The following is an 18,264-nucleotide window of genomic DNA, read 5'->3' as shown; positions in this document are numbered from 1 at the left end:
GTCATGGACAAGGTTCCGTGGCCGGCGGTGCGGTGGGAGGAGCGGCCCTGGCCCGACCGGCCCGCCGGGCTCGCCCGTCACCGGCGCCGCCGGCACCCTGAGCCGTACGAGGCGGCCGTCGTCCCGGCCATCACCGCGGCGCAGGTCGACCTCGACACGGCGCTGATCGCCGAGGCGGAGGAGGCGGCGGTCGAGGTCGCCCGGTTCGACACCTGGGTCTCGCGAGCCTTCAGCGACCACCCGGAGCCGGAGGCGACGGAGCTGACCGAGCTCGGACCGATGAGCACGATCCTCCTGCGCAGCGAGTCCGCCTCGTCGTCTCAGATCGAGAACCTCACCGCGGGGGCGCACCAGCTGGCCCTGGCCGAGATCGGAGCGGCCACCGGGCCCGAGGCCCGACTGGTCGCACGCAACGTCGCGACCATGCGCGCGGCGCTCGCGCTCGCCGACCGTCTCGACCTCGCCTCCGTGCTGGCCCTGCACCGCACGCTGCTCGCCGACAGCGACCCGAGCCGCGCCGGGCGGTGGAGGGACGAGCAGGTGTGGGTCGGAGGCACCCCGTACAGCCCGCACGCGGCCGAATTCGTGCCCCCGCACCACAGCCGCGTCCCGGAGGCGATGGCCGACCTCATCGCCTTCGTGCGCCGCGACGACCTGCCCGTGCTCGTTCAGGCGGCGCTCGCACACGCGCAGCTTGAGACGATCCACCCGTTCACCGACGGGAACGGCCGCACCGGCCGGGCGCTGGTCCACGCCGTCCTGCGCAGCAAGGGCATCTCCCAACGGGTCACCGTGCCGATCTCGGCCGGCCTGCTCACCGACACGTCCCGCTACTTCACGGCGCTCGGCGCCTACCGTGACGGCGATCCCGCCCCGATCGTCGCCGAGATGGCGGGCGCGACGATGCGCGCCATCGCCAACGGCAACCTCCTCGTGGCCGACCTGATCGAGCTGCGCGACCAGTGGTCTCGCCGTGTCGTGGCCCGCCGCGACGCCGCGGTCCACCGGATGCCGCCGCTGCTCGTGCGGCACCCCGCCGTCGACAACCCGTTGGTCGCGCGCGAGCTGGGCATCAGCGACGTCGCCGCCCAGTCGGCCATCGACCGGCTCGTGGACGCCGGCATCCTCGTCCAGGTCGGCTCGGGGGTCCGTCACCGGGTCTGGCACTGCCCCGAGGTCGTCGCGGCGCTCGACGCCTTCGCTACGCGTGCTGGTCGGGCCTCACGCGGGTGAACGCACGCAGGTCGGGGTGCGTCGCCGCCACGACGAGGACCCCGGCGGCGCCGAGGATCCCGCCGGAGACCAGAGCGGCCTCCGGTGACGTCAGACCGGCCACCGCTCCCCCGCGCACGTTGCCGAGGTCGGGGCCCGCGACCCCCACGACGTGCTCGACCGAGGACACCCTGCCGCGATAGCGGTCGGTGGTCGCCAGCTGCGTCACCACACCCCTGGCGATCACCGCGAGCGTGTCGGCGGCGCCGGCGACCGCGAGCGCCGCGAGCGCCGGCAGCAGCCACGGCGAGGCTCCGAACGCTGCGACGGCCACGCACCAGAGCGTCGCGGCGCCGATCGCCACCCGCGCGGGACGGGCTGACCTGGTCGCCACCCCCGACGCGAGACCTCCGAGGATGCCACCGGCACCGACGGCGGAGAGAAGCAGGCCCGTCACCGCGGGATCACCCCCGAACCGCGCGTCGACGACGACCGGGAAGAGCGACACCGGCATGACCAGCACCGTGGCCAGCACGTCGGTGAGCATCGCGCCGCGCAGGACCGACGACCTCACGACGTACCGCAGACCGCGGCGTACGGCCCGCCGCTCCGCTCCCCCGGTCTCGCCAGCTCCCAGCGGCACCGGAGGCAGCGCGCGGGTGACGCCCCACGCCACCAGGAGCACAGCCGCCTGGACGAGGAAGCACCCCGCCGGTCCACCGAGCGCGACCAGCAGCCCTCCGAGGGCGGGGCCCACCAGCATCGAGACCTGGAAGCCGACGTGGGTGAGGGCGACACCGGCCCCCACCTCGTCGAGCGGGAGCAGCCTGGCCACCATCGCCCGGCGGGCGGGGGCACCCAGGGCGCTGAACCCCGCCTGCAGCACGACCAGACCGAGGACGAGGGCCAGGGACCGGTCGTACGACGCCGCCTGGACGGCCAGCAGCACCGCGACCACCGCACTGCCACCGGTCGTCGTCAGCACCACGCGTCGCCGGTCGGTCGCGTCGGCGAGCGCACCGCCGTACAGGCCCAGGACGATCATCGGCACGGCGTGGGCCAGGCCGAGAGTGCCCATCAGCACTGCGCTGCCCGTGAGGTCCCAGACCTGCTGGAGGAGCGCGACCAGGCTCATCTGTCCCCCGAGCGCGGCGAGCATGCTCCCGGACCAGAGGCGCACGAACGGCCGGCTCGTCCGCAGCGGCCGGACGTCGAGCAGCCGGGACCCCGCCGTCACGCCGGGACCGTCACCGACAGGTGCTCCTCCACCCGCTCCCGGAACGGGCGTCGCTCCAACGCTGCGGCCAGGTCGGCCACCACAGCAAGGAACGGGTACCGGATCTCGCTGTCGAGGTCGAGCAGCGCCTGCTCGGTCGCCCGCCACTCCGCTTCGAGGAGAGGGACGAGCGCCCGACCGTGCGCGGTCAGCGTGACGACTCTCGTCCGCGCATCGCGGCCGGGCGTCGTCTCGACGAGACCGTCGCCGCGAAGGACGCCGACCGTCTGGCTGGCGGCCGAGTGCGTCACCTCGAGCGCGTCCGCGAGCTCGCGGATCGTCATCGGGCCGGTGCGGGCGAGCGTGATCACCGGCTTGGTCAGACGTGGACGGACCGTCAGGCCACGGTCGCGGTAGAGCGCGGCGAGCTCGGCCTCCATCGCGTCGCGGAGCGTTCGCAGCGGCCGCCAGAAGTCGACGTCGGTGGGATCGTCCGGGGAGCCGCTCGTGGTCATCCCGGAAGTCTAACAGCGCTTATACAAGCACTGTCAGGTCACCCGCCGAGGTCCACGTACCGCCCCCGGAGATGGGCGAGCGCCGGTGCGTCGTCGGCGATCTCGACCGTCTCCACCACTCCCTCGACCAGCAGCGGCCAGCCCACCTGACGCGGCTCGCGCGCCACTCTCGCGCCGAGCCACGCGGTCGCCGACGCCAGCACGGGACCGTACGGCGTCTCCGTCCACGTTCCCAGCCTGAACGGGCCGCCCGGGGCCGGCGCCGTACCGGCGAAGGGGTCGGCGAGCGCCCGGTCGCGCGCCCCCACGACGTTGACCACGAACGGTGCACCCACCACGAGCGCATCGGCGAGGTCGCTGTCCTCGTCGACCAGGAGGAGGACGTGAGCCGGGTCCCCCTCGGCGACGACGACGGACGAGACGGTCAACCCGGCACGCGACCGGCCGGCGCCCGCGGTGCACACCGTGACCGCCTGCGGAAGCCGGCCGCGGAACCGCCGGACGGGATCCCGCTCGCCCTCGGGCGGCAGGAACGGGTGCTCGGAGTGGATGGTCACGCCGTCAGCGTACGAGCGCCGCGGCGCGAGCCCGAACCGAAACGTCCGAGCGGCACGCCAGGATGGTCCGGTGCGCATCACCGACGAGCAACGACGTCACCGCCTCATGGTCGGCCACCGGGTGGGTGTGAGCCCGTCGAGATCCACACCGACGGTCGAGGAGATCGTGCGCGGCGTGCTCGTGCTCCACGCGACCGACCCCGCGACGGTCTACCTCTCCGTGCTCGCGCGCGCAGGGTCCCTGACCATCGCCGACGTGCGAGAGGCGATGTACGAGCGACGGACGCTGGTGCGCGTCCTCGCGATGCGCCGCACCCTCTTCGTCGCCGACCGCGAGGACCTGCCGGTCATCCACGCGGGAGCCAGCCTCGGCGTCGCCCGGATGCTGCGGACCCGACTGCTCAAGCAGCTCGCGACCCTGCCGACCGACCCGCCCGTCCCCGACCCGGCCGCATGGCTCGCGCACGTCGAGGAGGCCGTCGGCGCCGCCCTGCGAGAGGCAGGGACGGCGACCGGCGCACAGCTCAGCGAAGCCGTCCCCGAGCTTCGCACCGCGATCCTGCCCACCACCGACAAGGCGTGGGACGTCCGCCGGACGGTGACCTCGCCGACGCTCGCGCTGCTCTCCGCGGAGGGTCGCATGGTGCGCACGGAGCCCCGCGGGTCCTGGACGTCGCGTCACCACACCTGGGCGCCGATGGAGGCGTGGTTCCCCAGCGGTCTCCCCGACCTCCCAGAGGCCGACGCCCGCGTCCGGCTCGCCGAGCGCTGGCTGGAGGCCTTCGGTCCGGCGACCGGCGACGACCTCCAGTGGTGGACCGGCTGGAACAAGACCCAGACCCGCGCCGCACTCGCCGGGCTTGACCTCGTCGACGTCGAGCTGTCCGAGGGGCATGGGGTCGCCCTGTCCGGCACCGAGATGCCCGACGCCCCCGAGCCCGGCGCGACCCTGCTCCCCGCGCTCGACCCGACGCCGATGGGTTGGAAGCATCGCGGGTGGTATCTCGGCGAGCACCGCGAGCGTCTGTTCGACCGGATGGGCAACATCGGGCCCACGGTGTGGTGGGACGGCAGGATCGTCGGAGGCTGGGCGGTCCGGCCCGACGGCGAGGTCGTTTACCGGCTCCTCGAGGACGTCGGTGCCGACGCCACCGCGGCCGTCGACCAGGCTGCCGCGCAGATCCACGCGCGACTCGACGGCGCGACCGTCACGGCCTCCTTCCCGACGCCGCTCGAGCGCGAGCTCCGGGCGTGAGGCACCTCGCGGGCTAGACCGAGATCGTCGACCGCACGCGCCCGACCACCGACTCCGCCTCGGCGGAGACCAGCAGCGGATCGGCCATCATCGCTCCGAAGGCCAGCTCGCCGGCCCCCACCAGCACCGAGTCGCGCCCCAGGCCGGGCAGCAGGATCTCCGTACGCCGGTCGGTGGCATCCAGCGTGCCATGACGGAGCTCGGCGTCGACATCCGCGCGGACCGCGGGATACAGCGCGCTCAGCAGGCCGCCGAGGATGACGGCCTGCGGGTCGAAGACGTTGACGAGGTTGGTGATCCCTACCCCGAGCTTGTAGCCGACCTCGCGCAGCGGCAGCGACGGCGTACGCACCTCCTCGAGCAGCGAGACGAGGTGCGCGATGTCGTGCGAGGGCGTCCCGAGCGCGTCGGCGACCGCCACCGCCCCGATCTCGGTCTCCCAGCACCCACGGTTGCCGCACCGGCAGCGTCGGCCGTCCGAGGAGATCCGCATGTGACCCACCTCGCCGGCGTACCCCACCGTGCCGAAGAGCCCTCGGCCCCGCGTGATCAGGCCGGCACCGACGCCGACGTCTCCAGCGAGGTAGACCACGTCCGACATGCCTCGCGCCACGCCGCGGGTGTGCTCGGCGAGCACACCGAGGTTGGCGTCGTTGCCGATCACCACCGGGACCCGGCCGCCGATCCGCTGCTGGAGCAGGTCTCCGAAGGGCACATCTCTCCACTGCAGGTTGGGCGCATAGTGGATGCGTCCGTCCTCGGTCGAGACGATGCCGGGGATCCCGACGCCCACACCGACCAGGAGGGCGTCGTCCGGGACGTCCACGAGCAGCTCGGCCGTCGTGCGCGCGACCTGCTCGGCCACCGCCTCCGGCGTCACCTGCGGCGCGAGGGGTGACGACGCGCGATCGAGTACGGCCCCGCCGAGGCCGACCCGGGCGAGCTCGATGCTCTCCACCCGCAGCTCGACGGCGACCACGCAGACCTGCCGCTCCCCCGGGCGTACGTGCAGCGACGGCCGCCCCGCGCCCTGGCGGTCGCCCCCAGGCGTCGCCTGGGCGACGACGCCGAGGCGCTCCAGCTCGCCGACAAGTGCGGCGATCGTCGACCTGTTGAGCCCCATCCGGGTGGTGAGATCGGCCCGGGACACATCCCCGTCACGGTGGACGTGGCCGAGCAGGGTGCCCAGGTTGTGGCGGCGTACCGCCTCCTGGTTGGCACCCTTGCCGGTCGGTCGCTGCTGCTGCAGTGGCACCGCGTCGTACCTCTCCCTGTGGTGTCCGAGCGAGGCGAAACTAGCACGCCCGGGTCCAATTTTGTCGTCGCTGCAACAAAATCGGCCCGGGCGTGGCTAGCGCAGGATCGGAGCACTCAGGCGAGGAGCGACCGGAGCACGTACGGCATGATGCCGCCGTTGCGGTAGTAGTTCGCCTCACCCGGCGTGTCGATGCGGACGATCGCGTCGAACTCGACGCTCTCACCGTCGGCGCGGGCCGCGGTGACCTTGACCGTCTTGGGCGTACGACCCTCGTTGAGCCCGGTGACGCCGGTGAACGAGAACGTCTCCTCACCGGTGAGGCCGAGCGACTCCGCGTTCTGACCCGCGGGGAACTGCAGCGGCAGGACGCCCATGCCGATCAGGTTGGAGCGGTGGATCCGCTCGTACGACTCGGCGATGACGGCCTTGACGCCCAGCAGGGCCGTGCCCTTGGCCGCCCAGTCGCGGGAGCTGCCGGACCCGTACTCCTTGCCGGCCAGCACCACGAGCGGGATGCCCGCCGCCTGGTACTTCTCCGACGCCTCGAAGACGGTCGTGACCTCACCGTTCTCGTTCAGCTGACGGGTGAAGCCGCCCTCGGTCCCCGGCGCCATCTGGTTGCGGAGCCGGATGTTGGCGAACGTGCCGCGGATCATGACCTCGTGGTTGCCGCGACGCGAGCCGTACGAGTTGAAGTTGCGCGGCTCCACACCGTGCTCGGCGAGGTACTTGCCGGCCGGGCTGTCCTTCTTGATCGCGCCCGCAGGCGAGATGTGGTCCGTCGTGACGGAGTCGCCGAGCTTGAGGAGCACGCGGGCGCCCTCGATGTCGGTGACCGGCGAGGGCTCGTGCTCCATCCCGTCGAAGTACGGCGCCTTGCGGACGTACGTCGAGTCGGCGTCCCACTCGAAGACGTCGCCCTCCGGTGTCGGCAGCGACTGCCAGCGCTCGTCACCGGCGAACACGTCGGCGTACTCGCTCTTGAAGGTGTCGGCCGACATGGCACCGGCGACGACCTCCTCGACCTCCGAGGGCGCCGGCCAGATGTCGCGCAGGAAGACGTCGTTGCCTTCCTGGTCCTGGCCGAGCGGCTCGTTGAACAGGTCGGTGTCCATCGTGCCGGCCAGCGCGTACGCGACGACCAGCGGCGGGGACGCCAGGTAGTTCATCTTGACGTCGGGGTTGATGCGACCCTCGAAGTTGCGGTTGCCCGACAGCACGGACGTGACGGCGAGATCACCGTCGTTGACCGCCTGCGACACCTCGGGGATCAGCGGGCCGGAGTTGCCGATGCACGTGGTGCAGCCGTAGCCGACGAGGTTGAAGCCCAGCTTGTCGAGGTACGGGGTGAGGCCTGCGCGCGCGTAGTAGTCGGAGACGACCTTCGACCCGGGGGCCAGGGTGGTCTTGACCCACGGCTTGCGCTCCAGGCCCTTCTCGACGGCGTTCTTGGCCAGCAGCGCCGCGCCGATCATGACCGACGGGTTGGACGTGTTGGTGCAGGACGTGATCGCGGCGATCGTGACCGCGCCGTGGTCCAGCTCGTACGTCGTGCCGTCCGCGGTGGTCACGCGCTGCGGGTTGCTCGGGCGACCCCCGTCCTTGGGAGCCGCGGAGTGCCAGTCGGCCGGCGCGGCGGCGTCGTCGTGACCGTTGCCGTTCCCGTTCGTCGCCGGCGCATCGCTCGCGGGGAACGACTCGGCCGACGCCTCGTCGGCGCCGACGGTGACGCCGTACGGCTTCTCCTGCTGCGGGACACCGGGCTTGCGGTCGTCGCCGCCGGTCTGGTCGTCCTCGACGTAGTTGGCGAGGACGGTGCGGAACGCCTCCTTGGCGTCGGAGACGACGATACGGTCCTGAGGACGCTTCGGGCCGGCGATGGACGGGACGATCGTCGAGAGGTCGAGCTCGAGGTACTCGGAGTAGCGCGGCTCCCGGTCGGCGTCGTGCCACAGGCCCTGGGCCTTGGCGTAGGCCTCGACGAGGGCGATCTGCTCCTCGGACCGCCCGGTCAGGCGGAGGTACTTCGTCGTCTCGTCGTCGATCGGGAAGACCGCGATGGTCGAGCCGTACTCCGGGCTCATGTTGCCGATGGTGGCGCGGTTGGCCAGCGGCACGGCACCGACACCGGAGCCGTAGAACTCGACGAACTTGCCGACGACGCCGTGCTCACGCAGCATCTCCGTGATCGTGAGCACGAGGTCGGTGGCGGTGGAGCCCTCCGGGAGCTCGCCCGAGAGCTTGAAGCCGACGACGCGCGGGATGAGCATCGAGACCGGCTGGCCGAGCATCGCAGCCTCGGCCTCGATGCCACCGACGCCCCAGCCGACGACGCCGAGGCCGTTGACCATGGTCGTGTGCGAGTCGGTGCCGACGCAGGTGTCGGGGTAGGCCTGGAGGACGCCGTCGACGGTGCGGGTGAAGACCGTACGGGCGAGGTGCTCGATGTTGACCTGGTGCACGATGCCGGTGCCGGGCGGGACGACCTTGAAGTCGTCGAACGCGGTCTGGCCCCAGCGGAGGAACTGGTAGCGCTCGCGGTTGCGCTCGTACTCGATCTCGACGTTGCGCTCGAACGCGTCCGGCGTGCCGAAGACGTCGGCGATCACCGAGTGGTCGATGACCATCTCGGCGGGCGCGAGCGGGTTGATCTTGCTGGGGTCGCCGCCGAGATCGGCCATCGCCTCACGCATGGTGGCAAGGTCGACGACGCACGGGACGCCCGTGAAGTCCTGCATGATCACGCGCGCAGGCGTGAACTGGATCTCTTTGCTCGGGTCCGCGTCGGCGTCCCACCCGGCGAGTGCCTTGATGTCGTCCGCCGTGATGTCGGCGCCGTCCTCGGTGCGGAGGAGGTTCTCCAGGAGCACCTTCAGGCTGAACGGCAGCGAGTCGACGTCCAGGCCCTCGCCCGTCACCGCTCCCAGCCGATAGATCTCGTACGCGGTCTCCCCGACGTTCAGGGTTTCCTTCGCGTTGAAGCTGTTGACGCTGGCCATCGCCTCTCCTCTTCCGTCCTGCCGGAACCCGCGGTCGCGAAGCGGGCCCTCGAGCGGCGTCGCCGTCCATCGTCGCGCGCGCAGCAACGCGGCGCGCAATGAGGACAGCCTGGTCGCCGCTCGTCATTTATCTCGATGTCAAGATACACGGTATCAAACGTCGGCCACGCAGGGCGAACGAGACGAGCGTGCCCTCGGCGCCCGGGCCGGCGCGTCAGTCTCGACAGACGAGAACGACGTAGGTGTGCCCGTCGTCCGGAGACTCGAACTTGTCGATCGGCACGAACCCGAGAGCGTCGACCACCTTGAGCGCTCGGACGTTGAACTCGGTCACCGTCACCCGGAAGGCGGCGGGCGCGAAGCGCTCTCGGGCGAACTCCAGGCCGACCGCCATCGCCGCCTGTCCGAGCCCCTGGCCCGTCAGCTCGGGGCGCAGCCCACCGGCGGTGTCGAGGGCGTCGTCGTCGTAGTCGTAACCCGGGACCCGCGCCTGGGCGCCGTAGCACCGGTAGCCGATGAACCGTCCCTCGTGCAGGAGGGCCCAGAACCCCTGCGAGAGATCGGCGAAGCGTCGAGGGTGCATGCCGGTCAGGTCGTAACAACCCTGTGGCTCGAGGTAGCTCCAGGTCGCGACGTCGTCGGCGTGCTCACGTGTCAGCTCGACGATCTGCATCCGTCCGCCCCCCGCTCGTCGCCGGGTCACCCGACGCCGCCAGCCTGCTCCGTGCTCGGTGCAGGTGCCCGTATCCAAGCATGTGACGACGCTCACGGGCAATGCCTCCTGTCACCGAAGTCGCTGGACGTATGCCACCACGGCGCGCGCGTCACGGACCCGGGCCTCCCACGTCGCCCCGGCGAGGACCAGGCCGACTCCCACCACACCGGGCGGAAGCCACCGCGGGAGGTCACCGACGAACGGCCCGGCCCAACGGACCACAAGCACCGTCGTCAACGCGCCGCCGATCACGAACGGTGCACGCCACCGCAGCGACGCTCCGGCGGCGAGGACCCCCACCGCGGCCAGGGCCAGAAGCAGCCCTCGCAGCGAGGCGGGATCGCCCAGTGCCTGGGGAAGGCTCGGCAGCAGGGCGAGCGTCAGCCCCGGCCAGAGGACGTCGCTCGAGCGCGCGGCGTCGCGTACGACGAGAACGGCACCGACCGCGAGCAGGACGATCCCAAACGGCAGCGTGTAGGCCTCGACGACCCCGATGTCGGAGGCGACCAGCCGAAGGACGTAGGCCAGGCCGAGCAGAGCGGCACCTGTCGGTGCGTAGACCCGCCGGTCCGCACGCAGCAGGCCGACCGTCGTCATGGCCACCCCCACGATGGTGAAGACGAGGCTGGACCACGCCGTCCCGACCCACGCGGCGAAACCCACGGAGACCAGCCCGGCCATCGGCGCCACCACCTCGACCGCCAGGCGTACCGGCGCAGGGAGGCGGGGTACGGCGCTGCCGAGGAGCAGCACCGCCGCGAGGCTCGCGGCGACCAGCGCCAGCACCCTCGCATCGGCGCCGGCGACGTCCGCCCAGCCGACGGCGGCCGCGACACCGAGCACTCCGGCGACACCAACGGCCGCCGCCACACCTGCGTCCCGTTGAGCACTGCGCGGTCGCAGAGCCAACGCCGTCGCGGCGACGACGATCGCGGCCGCGGCACCGACCGTCCACGTGAGCGTCGCGGCCGGAGCCGATCCGATCGGCGCCAGCGCGGCCGCGGCAGTCCAGAGCAGGGCCGTCGCGGCAGCCACGACCGATGCGCCCGAGTCCTCCCGGAGGAGCATCCACAAGACCGCCGCTCCCCCGGCGACGACGAGCTGCCCGAGAGCCAGAACGACGACCGGCGCGTCCAGCAGGACGACCAGCACCGCGGCTCCTGCCACCGCCAGCAGTGCGGCGGTCGCCAGCAGCGCGACGCGCTGGGGCCGCGTCGACGACGGCTGCGGCCACCACGCCACGACACAGGCGACGCCCGCGGCTCCGAGCCACAGCGCGAACGCCCGGCCGGGCGACAGCCCGGAGTCGGCCGCCAGGCGAAGACCAACGTCGGTGGACCACCCCGGCAACCACGAGTCGCTCACCGCGGACAGCGCACCCACTCCTGCGACGACGACCCCGATGAGCAGAGGAAGCACGCCGACCGCCAGTGCGGCGCGGACGCCGGTCTCCCATCCTCGCGACCAGCGCGCGTGCAGGAGGCCCGCGCCGGCCAGCACCAGGGGCACCGCGATCCAGGTCGTGGACGCCACCTCGGGCGGCACCTGCTCGCCGACGAGGAGGAAGACAGCGGCGACGCACACCGCGAGGTCGAACCCTGCGACGCCGCGGACCAAGGAGACGGCCAGCCGAGCGACGTGCCCGGAGAACGCGTGCGAGACCACGACCGAGAGGGCCACCACGAGGACGCCGTGCAGCAGCGCGGCAGGAGCATCTCCCTCGGACCAGCGGGTGGAGAAGGTCGGGGAGAGGGCGACGCCTGTCACGATCCACAGCGCGGCGAGCCCCAGCATCGACGCTCCCCCGAGCGCGGTCACCCAGGCAGCCACCAGGAGTGCGCCGCGCCAGCACACCACCGCGAGCAGGATCACGAGGGCGGCCACCGGGGTCAGCGTCCAGCGCAGGTCCACCTCCATCAGCAGCACCAGCGCGACTGCCGCCGAGACGGCACCGATCGCCACACCCAGCTGGGCCGAGACGAGGGTCGGCATCCATCGGCGCGACCAGACGGCCACCACGGCACCGACACCGGCCAGGACGGCCCCGAACCCGACGACCACCGCGGCGCCGTCCAGCTCGTCGAGACCGAGCAGGCCGGCCGACATCGCTGCACCGGCGTCGACGGCCGCGAGGACTCCCGTGACCGTCCACATCGTCTCGGCCGAGGCGCGGAGCCGGCGAGTCGTCAGCCACACCGCCGACCCGCAGGCGGCCGCGGTGAACGCCAGCAGGATCAGGGTGCGACCGGTGAGGCCGACCCGTCCCCACGTCACGGCGATGAACACGAACGCCGCCACGACAAGGCACAGCGCGCCCAGGGCGAGAAGGGTGCCGCCCACCGTCCAGCGTCGGGACGCGCCCGCTGGCGGACGGCCGGGCGTCGCTACCGGCGGTCCCCCGGCGGGGGCAGGCCTCGGTGGCTCCACCGGCGGGCGGGCGTCAGCCTGCTGCGCTCGCCAGGCGGCCGCCTCGTCCTGCAGCTCTCGGAGCACCGTGTCGGCCTCGCTCAGCAGGCGGAGGAGGGTGAGCGGGCGCTCGCCGCGGAGCTGGACGGAGCAACGGGGGCATCGCGGCGAGCCGCTCGCAACGGTGCCGCAGCTCGGGCAACGGGTGGGGTCGGCGTAGGTCACCCGCGAAGTCTCTCGTGCGCGGGGGGCACCCTCCTCAGGACACTCCTCACGACGCGGTCGAGGACCGCGACACACTCCACATGGTGAGTCATCGGGAACAACGCGTACGCCTCGAGCGACCCGAGCACGTAGCCCTCCTCGCCGAACGTCTTGACGTCACGGGCCAACGCCGCCGGGTCGCAGGCGACGTAGACGACCCGCCTCGGGCCGAGTGCCGCGATCCGACGGACGACGCGGGCACGGGCACCGGTCCGCGGCGGGTCGAGCACCACCACGTCCGCCCGCTCCCCCACCTCGCCACGCCGAAGCGCCTGCTCGACGTCGCCGTTGACGACCCTGGCCTGCGGTAGCCCGTGCAGGTTGCGGCGTGCGTCGCGTGACGCCCGCGGGTCTCCCTCGACGCTGATCACGGTGCCCGACGACCCCACCTCCTCGGCGAGGAACGCGGTGAAGAGGCCGACGCCCGCGTACAGATCGGCCATCGTCTCCCCCGGCCTGGCCTCCACCGCTCGCCGGACGGCGTCGACCAGTGTGGCGGCCGCCTGCGGGTGCACCTGCCAGAAACCGGCACCACCGACCCGGAACTCGTGGCCGTCGACCTCCTCGCGGACCCATCCCCGTCCACGGACCCGGTGGCCGTCGGCCATCAGGCCGACGGCGTCGACGTCAGGCAGCTCCCCCGTGACGTCGTACGCCGCCACGAACCTGTCGCCAGTGGACCCGGCCACCGCTGTCACCCGCGACGCCGGCCACGGGGTGTCGAGCACCCGCGGCAGGGCAGGGGACGCGATCGGGCAGTCATCGAGCGGGATCACCTCGTGCGAGCGGTGCTTGCGCAGTCCGAGGTGCCCGTGAGGATCGGCGGCGAACGTCACGCGGGTCCGCCACCCGAGTCCGTCGGCGGCGGTGTCGGACAACGGCGGACGGACCACGACCTCCCGCTCGATGCCGGCCAGCCGGCTCAGCTGCTCGCTCACGACGGCGCCCAGCAAATCGCGCTGGACACCGAGGTCCACGTGCTGGAAGTCGCACCCACCGCACAGGCCCGGCCCGGACATCGGGCACCTGGGCTCGACCCGCCCCGGCGCCGCCTCGAGGACCTCCACCGCGTCCGCGCGGAGGAATCTCGCGCCCGCGGCGCCCTCGGTGATCTCTGCGACCACCCTCTCGCCGGGCAGGGTGTGCCGGACGAACACCACGCGGCCGTCCCACCGGGCGACGCAGTGCCCGCCGTGAGCGACCGCCCCGATGTCGAGCTCCACCCGGGTCCCGGTCAGGTCGTCGGTCGCGTCTGCCTGGGTGCTCATGCCTCCAGGGTGACGCATGCCGCCCAGGTCACGGCTTCCGGCGCTCGTTGAAGGTCCGTCCCTGGCGCACCTCGCCCGGCACGGGGCGTACGCGCTCCGGACCGCGCTGCTTGGCCGACTGCAGGAGGTAGGGCACGCTCGTCACGACCACGCCGGGGGTGAACAGCAGGCGGCTCTTGAGCCGGAGCGCGGTCTGGTTGTGGAGGATCTGCTCGTACCACCGGCCGACCACGTACTCGGGGACGTAGACCATGACGATGTCGCGCGGGCTCGCCCGGCGCAGCTCCTTGACGTACTTGATCACCGGCCGGACCAGCTCGCGGTACGGCGACCCGATGACGACCAGCGGCACGGGGATGTCAAGGGCGTCCCACTGCTCGGTGAGCCGCGTGGTCGCAGCAGGGTCCAGGTCGACGGTGATCGCCTCCAGCGCGTCGGGCCGTGAGACCCGCGCGTAGGCGAGCGCACGCATGACCGGCTTGTGGAGGCGACCCACGAGCACGATCGCGTGCACGCGCGACGGCAGGGTCACGTCGGACTCCTCGATCGCGAGCTCGTCGGCCACCTCGTCGTAGTGGCGCCGGATGCCGCGCATGAGGACGTAGAGCACCACCATCGCCGAGATCGCGATCCACGCTCCGGCGAAGAACTTGGTGACGAGGACGATCACGAGCACGGTGGCCGTCATCGCCAGCCCGAACATGTTGACCGAGCGCGACCGCTTCATCCGGCGCCGCTCGGCGGGATCGGTCTCGGTCCGGAGATGCCGGCCCCAGTGCCGGAGCATGCCCAGCTGGCTGAGGGTGAACGAGACGAAGACGCCGACGATGTAGAGCTGGATCAGGCGGGTCACCTGGGCGTCGAAGGCCAGGATCAGGACGATCGCGGCGAGCCCCAGGAGCACGATGCCGTTGCTGAACGAGAGCCGGTCGCCACGGGTGTCGAGCTGCCGCGGGAGGTGTCCGTCGCGCGCGAGCACCGAGCCGAGCACGGGGAATCCGTTGAACGCCGTGTTCGCGGCGAGGACCAGGATGATGCCGGTCGTGGCGACCGTGAGGTAGAAGAGCGGCTGCGCGTTGTCGTACACCGCCGCCGCCAGCTGACCGATCACCGTGTCCTGGACGTAGGAGTCGCCGACCGGCACGCCGTCGCGGGTCAGCTGCGTCGCGGGGTCCTCGGCGAATCGCAGATGGGTCAGGTCGGCGAGCACGACGATGCTCATCAGCATCGTGACCGAGATGACGCCGAGCAGCGCGAGGGTGGTCGCGGCGTTCTTGCTCTTCGGTCGGCGGAACGCGGGGACGCCGTTGCTGATCGCCTCGACACCGGTCAGCGCCGCGCAGCCCGACGAGAACGCACGGGCGACCAGGAACGTCATCGCGACCGCCGAGACCGCCCCGAGGTACGGCTCCTCCGCGGCGAGCTCGAGGTCTGCGCTCGCGACCTTGGGGAGGTCACCGAGGGCGTAGCGGGCGAAGCCCCACAGCGCCATGCCGATGATCGAGGCCATGAAGAGGTAGGACGGGATCGCGAAGGCGGCCCCCGACTCGCGCAGTCCGCGCAGGTTGACCGCGATGAGGAGGAGCACCAGCACCGACGCCGCCAGCGCCTCGTGCCCGTTGAGCCAGGGCAGCGCCGCGGTGGCGTTCTGGACGCCCGAGGAGATCGAGACCGCCACGGTGAGGACGTAGTCCACCATCAGCGCCGAGGCCACCGTCACGCCCGCGCGCGGCCCCAGGTTGACCGTCGCCACCTCGTAGTCGCCGCCACCGCTGGGGTAGGCACGGACGTTCTGCCGATAGGACGCGACCACCGTCAGCATCACCACCGCGACGGCGAGGCCGATCTTCCAGTTGAACGCGTACGCAGACAGCCCGCCCATCGACAGGACGAGGAAGATCTCGTCCGGCGCGTACGCCACCGAGGACAGCGCGTCGCTCGCGAAGACGGGCAGCGCGATGCGCTTTGGAAGCAACGTCTCGTCGAGCTGCGTACTGCGCAGCTTGCGCCCGAGGAACATGCGCTTGCCCAGCTCGGCCATCCCCACTCTGAGGATCGTAGACCTGTCCCTCCCGGCCTGCGCTCGGCCCCGCCCGCGCGGTGTAGCGTCGTCGCGTGCACATCGTCATCATGGGGTGCGGCCGCGTCGGCTCGACCCTCGCGCAGCGCCTCGAAGAGCGCGGTCACTCGCTGGCCGTCATCGACAGCGACGCCGACGCGTTCCGCCGCCTCGGGCCCTCGTTCTCGGGTCTGACCGTGACGGGCCTCGGCTTCGACCGCGACGTCCTGCAACGAGCCGGGATCGAGCGGGCGCACGCCTTCGCCGCCGTGTCGTCCGGCGACAACTCCAACATCATCTCGGCACGCGTCGCCCGCGAGCAGTTCGGCGTCGACACCATCGTCGCCCGCATCTACGACCCCGGACGCGCCGAGGTCTACGAGCGCCTCGGCGTCCCCACGGTCGCAACCGTCACCTGGGCCGCCGACCAGGTGCTCCGTCGCCTGCTTCCTGCGGGCCACGACCCCGTCTACCGCGACCCCAGCGGCGAGGTGCGCGCCGACCAGGTCCCGGTGCAGGCGAAGTGGGTCGGCCGAACCGTCGAAGCCCTCGAGAAGGCCACCGGAGGGCGGGTCGCGAGTCTCGCGCGCTTCGGCAAAGGGCTGATCCCGACCGGCGCCACGGTCCTCCAGGACGGCGACGTCGTCCAGCTGTTCTCTGCCATCCCCGACTCTGCGGACGTCTTCAGCGCCCTCGAGCTGGGCCCCCGAGAGGACGAGTCATGAAGGTCGCCATCGCCGGTGCCGGTGCTGTCGGGCGCTCGGTCGCCACCGAGCTCCTGGAGAACGGGCACGAGATCCTCCTCATCGACCGCAACCCGCGAGCGATCCGCTCGCACGCGGTCCCCGAGGCCGAGTGGATCCTCGCCGACGCGTGCGAGCTCTCGGCGCTGGAGACCGCGCAGCTCGAGCAGTTCGACGTGGTCATCGCCGCGACGGGCGACGACAAGGCCAACCTCGTCGTGTCCCTGCTCGCCAAGACGGAGTTCGGCGTCGACCGCACGGTCGCCCGCGTGAACCACCCCGACAACGAGTGGCTCTTCAGCGGGTCGTGGGGAGTCGACATCGCGGTCTCGACGCCGCGGATGATGTCCGCCCTGGTCGAAGAGGCGGTGACCGTCGGCGACCTCGTGCGTCTGTTCTCCCTGCGCGGGTCCAACGCCAGCCTCGTCGAGCTGACCATGCCCGAGGACTCCCCCTACGTCGGGGTCCGGGTCGGCGACGTCCCGTGGCCGCGCGACGCGGTGCTGGTGGCGATCCTTCGGAGCAAGAGCGTGCAGGTGCCCGAGCCCGACCGCAGCCTCGAGACCGGCGACGAGCTGCTGTTCGTCGCGGCGATCGACTCCGAGCGCGCGCTCGAGCACCTGCTCGCGCCCAGCGAGCACCAGGGCGACCCGGGCGAGGGGTGACGGTCAGTCGCGCGGCTGGAGCTTCGGCTGGATCTCGAGCGCCTCGCGCGACAAGAGCTTGCCGGCCGCCTCGGGATCGGCGGTGGGCGTGTGGTTGCGGCCGAGCAGGTACGCCATCGCGCCGAGCGCAGCGAGCTGGAGCGGCCATCCCATGACGATCTTGGCGGTGCCGAGCAGCGCCACGTGGTCGCCGACCCACAGCGGGTACTGCACCGCGACGCGCAAGAGGCACGGGATCGCGAGGATCAGCGTGAGACGCGAGCAGAGCCGCGTCAGCGCACGGTCGCGGTGCCAGGCGGTGGGATCGCCCGTGACGCTGCCGACGAGGAAGCCGACCAGCGGCCACCCGACGACGACGGTGAGCAGGAGCACCGCGCCGTACGCGCCGTTGTAGATGACACCCGGCAGGAAGGCGTCTCGCGCCTCGCCGGAGCGAAGCGCGAAGATCGCGGCGATGCCGATCCCGAACAGCGAGTTGAGGACGAACTGCGTGGTGCTGCGCTGGACCACGCGGGCGACCAGCAGCACGACCGCGAGGCCGACACTGATCCCGAGCGCCAGCTTGAGGTCGCGGGTGATGAGCCAGCTCGCCGTGAAGCCGATGGTCGGCACCGCGGCCTCGAGCATGCCTCGGACGCCACCGAGCGCCTTGGCGAGCTGCGCCCGCACGACCTGCTCGACGGTGACGTGGGCATCGGGACGCTCGGCGGGTCCCGCGGTCTGACCGGTCATCGACTCAGCTCGTATCGGGGGTTGTAGATGACACGGCTACCCTCGCGCAGACCTAACCGTCCGGTCGCCGTCAGCACGCGCCCGACCTCGATGCCGGGCACCCGCTTGCGTCCGAGCCAGACGAGGGTCAGGGAGCCGGAGCCGTCGTAGAGCACCGCCTCGAGCGCCCGGGACTCCGACTGGGGACGGAAGGTGACCGTACGCAGCTCGCCGTGGGCGGTGACGACATCGCCCGCGCGCTGGTCGCACAGGGGCAGGCACCCCGCCTCGACGGCCTCCACGCGCAGCTCGGCGTCGTCCGCGCGCTCGGCGAAGCCGCTCATGCGCTCACGCGCGCGGCTCCACAGTGTGCCGGTGGTGCTCGTCATGGTCCCAGCGTAGGCCGCGCGCGGTCGCGCCG

General features: G+C 72.1%; 15 protein-coding genes. 4 read left to right on the top strand and 11 right to left on the bottom strand.

Translation table 11 applies throughout. The features are described from left to right. Positions 1 to 3: 3 nt before the first annotated feature. Positions 4 to 1,233, top strand: coding sequence for a Fic family protein (locus KV100_RS03640; RefSeq protein ID WP_220341534.1), 1,230 nt, complete (start codon positions 4 to 6; stop codon positions 1,231 to 1,233). Here KV100_RS03640 and KV100_RS03635 read toward each other — a convergent pair. The 3 genes from KV100_RS03635 to KV100_RS03625 are packed head-to-tail and all read right to left on the bottom strand — an operon-like array spanning position 1,202 to position 3,500. Next, positions 1,202 to 2,449, bottom strand: a complete 1,248-nt coding sequence (locus KV100_RS03635) for an MFS transporter (protein WP_220341533.1) — start codon at positions 2,447 to 2,449, stop codon at positions 1,202 to 1,204. The genes KV100_RS03640 and KV100_RS03635 overlap by 32 nt on opposite strands. Continuing rightward, a complete protein-coding gene (locus KV100_RS03630; protein WP_220341532.1) occupies positions 2,446 to 2,943 on the bottom strand; it encodes a MarR family winged helix-turn-helix transcriptional regulator in 498 nt (165 codons plus the stop codon). Before KV100_RS03630 ends, KV100_RS03635 begins: the two co-directional genes overlap by 4 nt. A 38-nt stretch (positions 2,944 to 2,981) precedes the next feature. Continuing rightward, positions 2,982 to 3,500, bottom strand: a complete 519-nt coding sequence (locus tag KV100_RS03625) for a flavin reductase family protein (RefSeq protein ID WP_301023017.1) — start codon at positions 3,498 to 3,500, stop codon at positions 2,982 to 2,984. Between the two features lie 70 nt (positions 3,501 to 3,570). Between KV100_RS03625 and KV100_RS03620 the strand changes: the two genes are divergently transcribed. Continuing rightward, positions 3,571 to 4,755 carry a winged helix DNA-binding domain-containing protein gene (locus KV100_RS03620; RefSeq protein WP_220341530.1) on the top strand — a complete coding sequence of 395 codons (1,185 nt, stop codon included), beginning with the start codon at positions 3,571 to 3,573 and terminating at the stop codon, positions 4,753 to 4,755. 13 nt (positions 4,756 to 4,768) lie between these two features. Here KV100_RS03620 and KV100_RS03615 read toward each other — a convergent pair whose 3' ends face one another. From KV100_RS03615 to KV100_RS03590, 6 genes are all read right to left on the bottom strand, one after another. Further along, positions 4,769 to 6,010 (bottom strand): ROK family transcriptional regulator, encoded by a 1,242-nt coding sequence (locus KV100_RS03615; protein WP_220341529.1) that lies wholly within the window; start codon positions 6,008 to 6,010, stop codon positions 4,769 to 4,771. Between the two features lie 116 nt (positions 6,011 to 6,126). Continuing rightward, on the bottom strand, positions 6,127 to 9,012 hold the full coding sequence (locus tag KV100_RS03610; RefSeq protein ID WP_220341528.1) for an aconitate hydratase: 2,886 nt from the start codon (positions 9,010 to 9,012) through the stop codon (positions 6,127 to 6,129). A gap of 214 nt (positions 9,013 to 9,226) precedes the next feature. Continuing rightward, positions 9,227 to 9,781: a GNAT family N-acetyltransferase gene (locus KV100_RS03605; protein WP_220341527.1), complete on the bottom strand. Its 555-nt coding sequence runs from the start codon at positions 9,779 to 9,781 to the stop codon at positions 9,227 to 9,229. Positions 9,782 to 9,796: 15 nt separating this feature from the next. Beyond that, positions 9,797 to 12,358, bottom strand: coding sequence for an SCO7613 C-terminal domain-containing membrane protein (locus KV100_RS03600; RefSeq protein WP_220341526.1), 2,562 nt, complete (start codon positions 12,356 to 12,358; stop codon positions 9,797 to 9,799). Then, positions 12,355 to 13,665: a class I SAM-dependent RNA methyltransferase gene (locus tag KV100_RS03595; protein WP_220341525.1), complete on the bottom strand. Its 1,311-nt coding sequence runs from the start codon at positions 13,663 to 13,665 to the stop codon at positions 12,355 to 12,357. Before KV100_RS03595 ends, KV100_RS03600 begins: the two co-directional genes overlap by 4 nt. 28 nt (positions 13,666 to 13,693) lie before the next feature. Then, a complete protein-coding gene (locus KV100_RS03590) occupies positions 13,694 to 15,706 on the bottom strand; it encodes an APC family permease (RefSeq protein ID WP_220342485.1) in 2,013 nt (670 codons plus the stop codon). Between the two features lie 89 nt (positions 15,707 to 15,795). Here KV100_RS03590 and KV100_RS03585 point away from each other — a divergent pair, with 89 nt between their 5' ends. After that, on the top strand, positions 15,796 to 16,449 hold the full coding sequence (locus KV100_RS03585; RefSeq protein WP_220342484.1) for a TrkA family potassium uptake protein: 654 nt from the start codon (positions 15,796 to 15,798) through the stop codon (positions 16,447 to 16,449). Further along, on the top strand, positions 16,446 to 17,132 hold the full coding sequence (locus tag KV100_RS03580) for a TrkA family potassium uptake protein (protein WP_220341524.1): 687 nt from the start codon (positions 16,446 to 16,448) through the stop codon (positions 17,130 to 17,132). The genes KV100_RS03585 and KV100_RS03580 overlap by 4 nt, the downstream gene beginning before the upstream one ends. A gap of 3 nt (positions 17,133 to 17,135) precedes the next feature. Here the strand turns inward: KV100_RS03580 and KV100_RS03575 are convergent, their stop codons facing one another. Together KV100_RS03575 and KV100_RS03570 are read right to left on the bottom strand one after the other, a co-directional pair. Beyond that, complete coding sequence (locus KV100_RS03575; protein ID WP_220341523.1) at positions 17,136 to 17,864, bottom strand: DUF3159 domain-containing protein; 729 nt, start codon at positions 17,862 to 17,864, stop codon at positions 17,136 to 17,138. Next, positions 17,861 to 18,232 (bottom strand): OB-fold nucleic acid binding domain-containing protein, encoded by a 372-nt coding sequence (locus tag KV100_RS03570; protein ID WP_220341522.1) that lies wholly within the window; start codon positions 18,230 to 18,232, stop codon positions 17,861 to 17,863. Before KV100_RS03570 ends, KV100_RS03575 begins: the two co-directional genes overlap by 4 nt. Positions 18,233 to 18,264: the final 32 nt, after the last annotated feature.

The organism is Mumia sp. zg.B21, assembly GCF_019550855.1.
Lineage (GTDB): Bacteria > Actinomycetota > Actinomycetes > Propionibacteriales > Nocardioidaceae > Mumia.
This window is presented reverse-complemented; position numbering and strand designations above follow the sequence as displayed.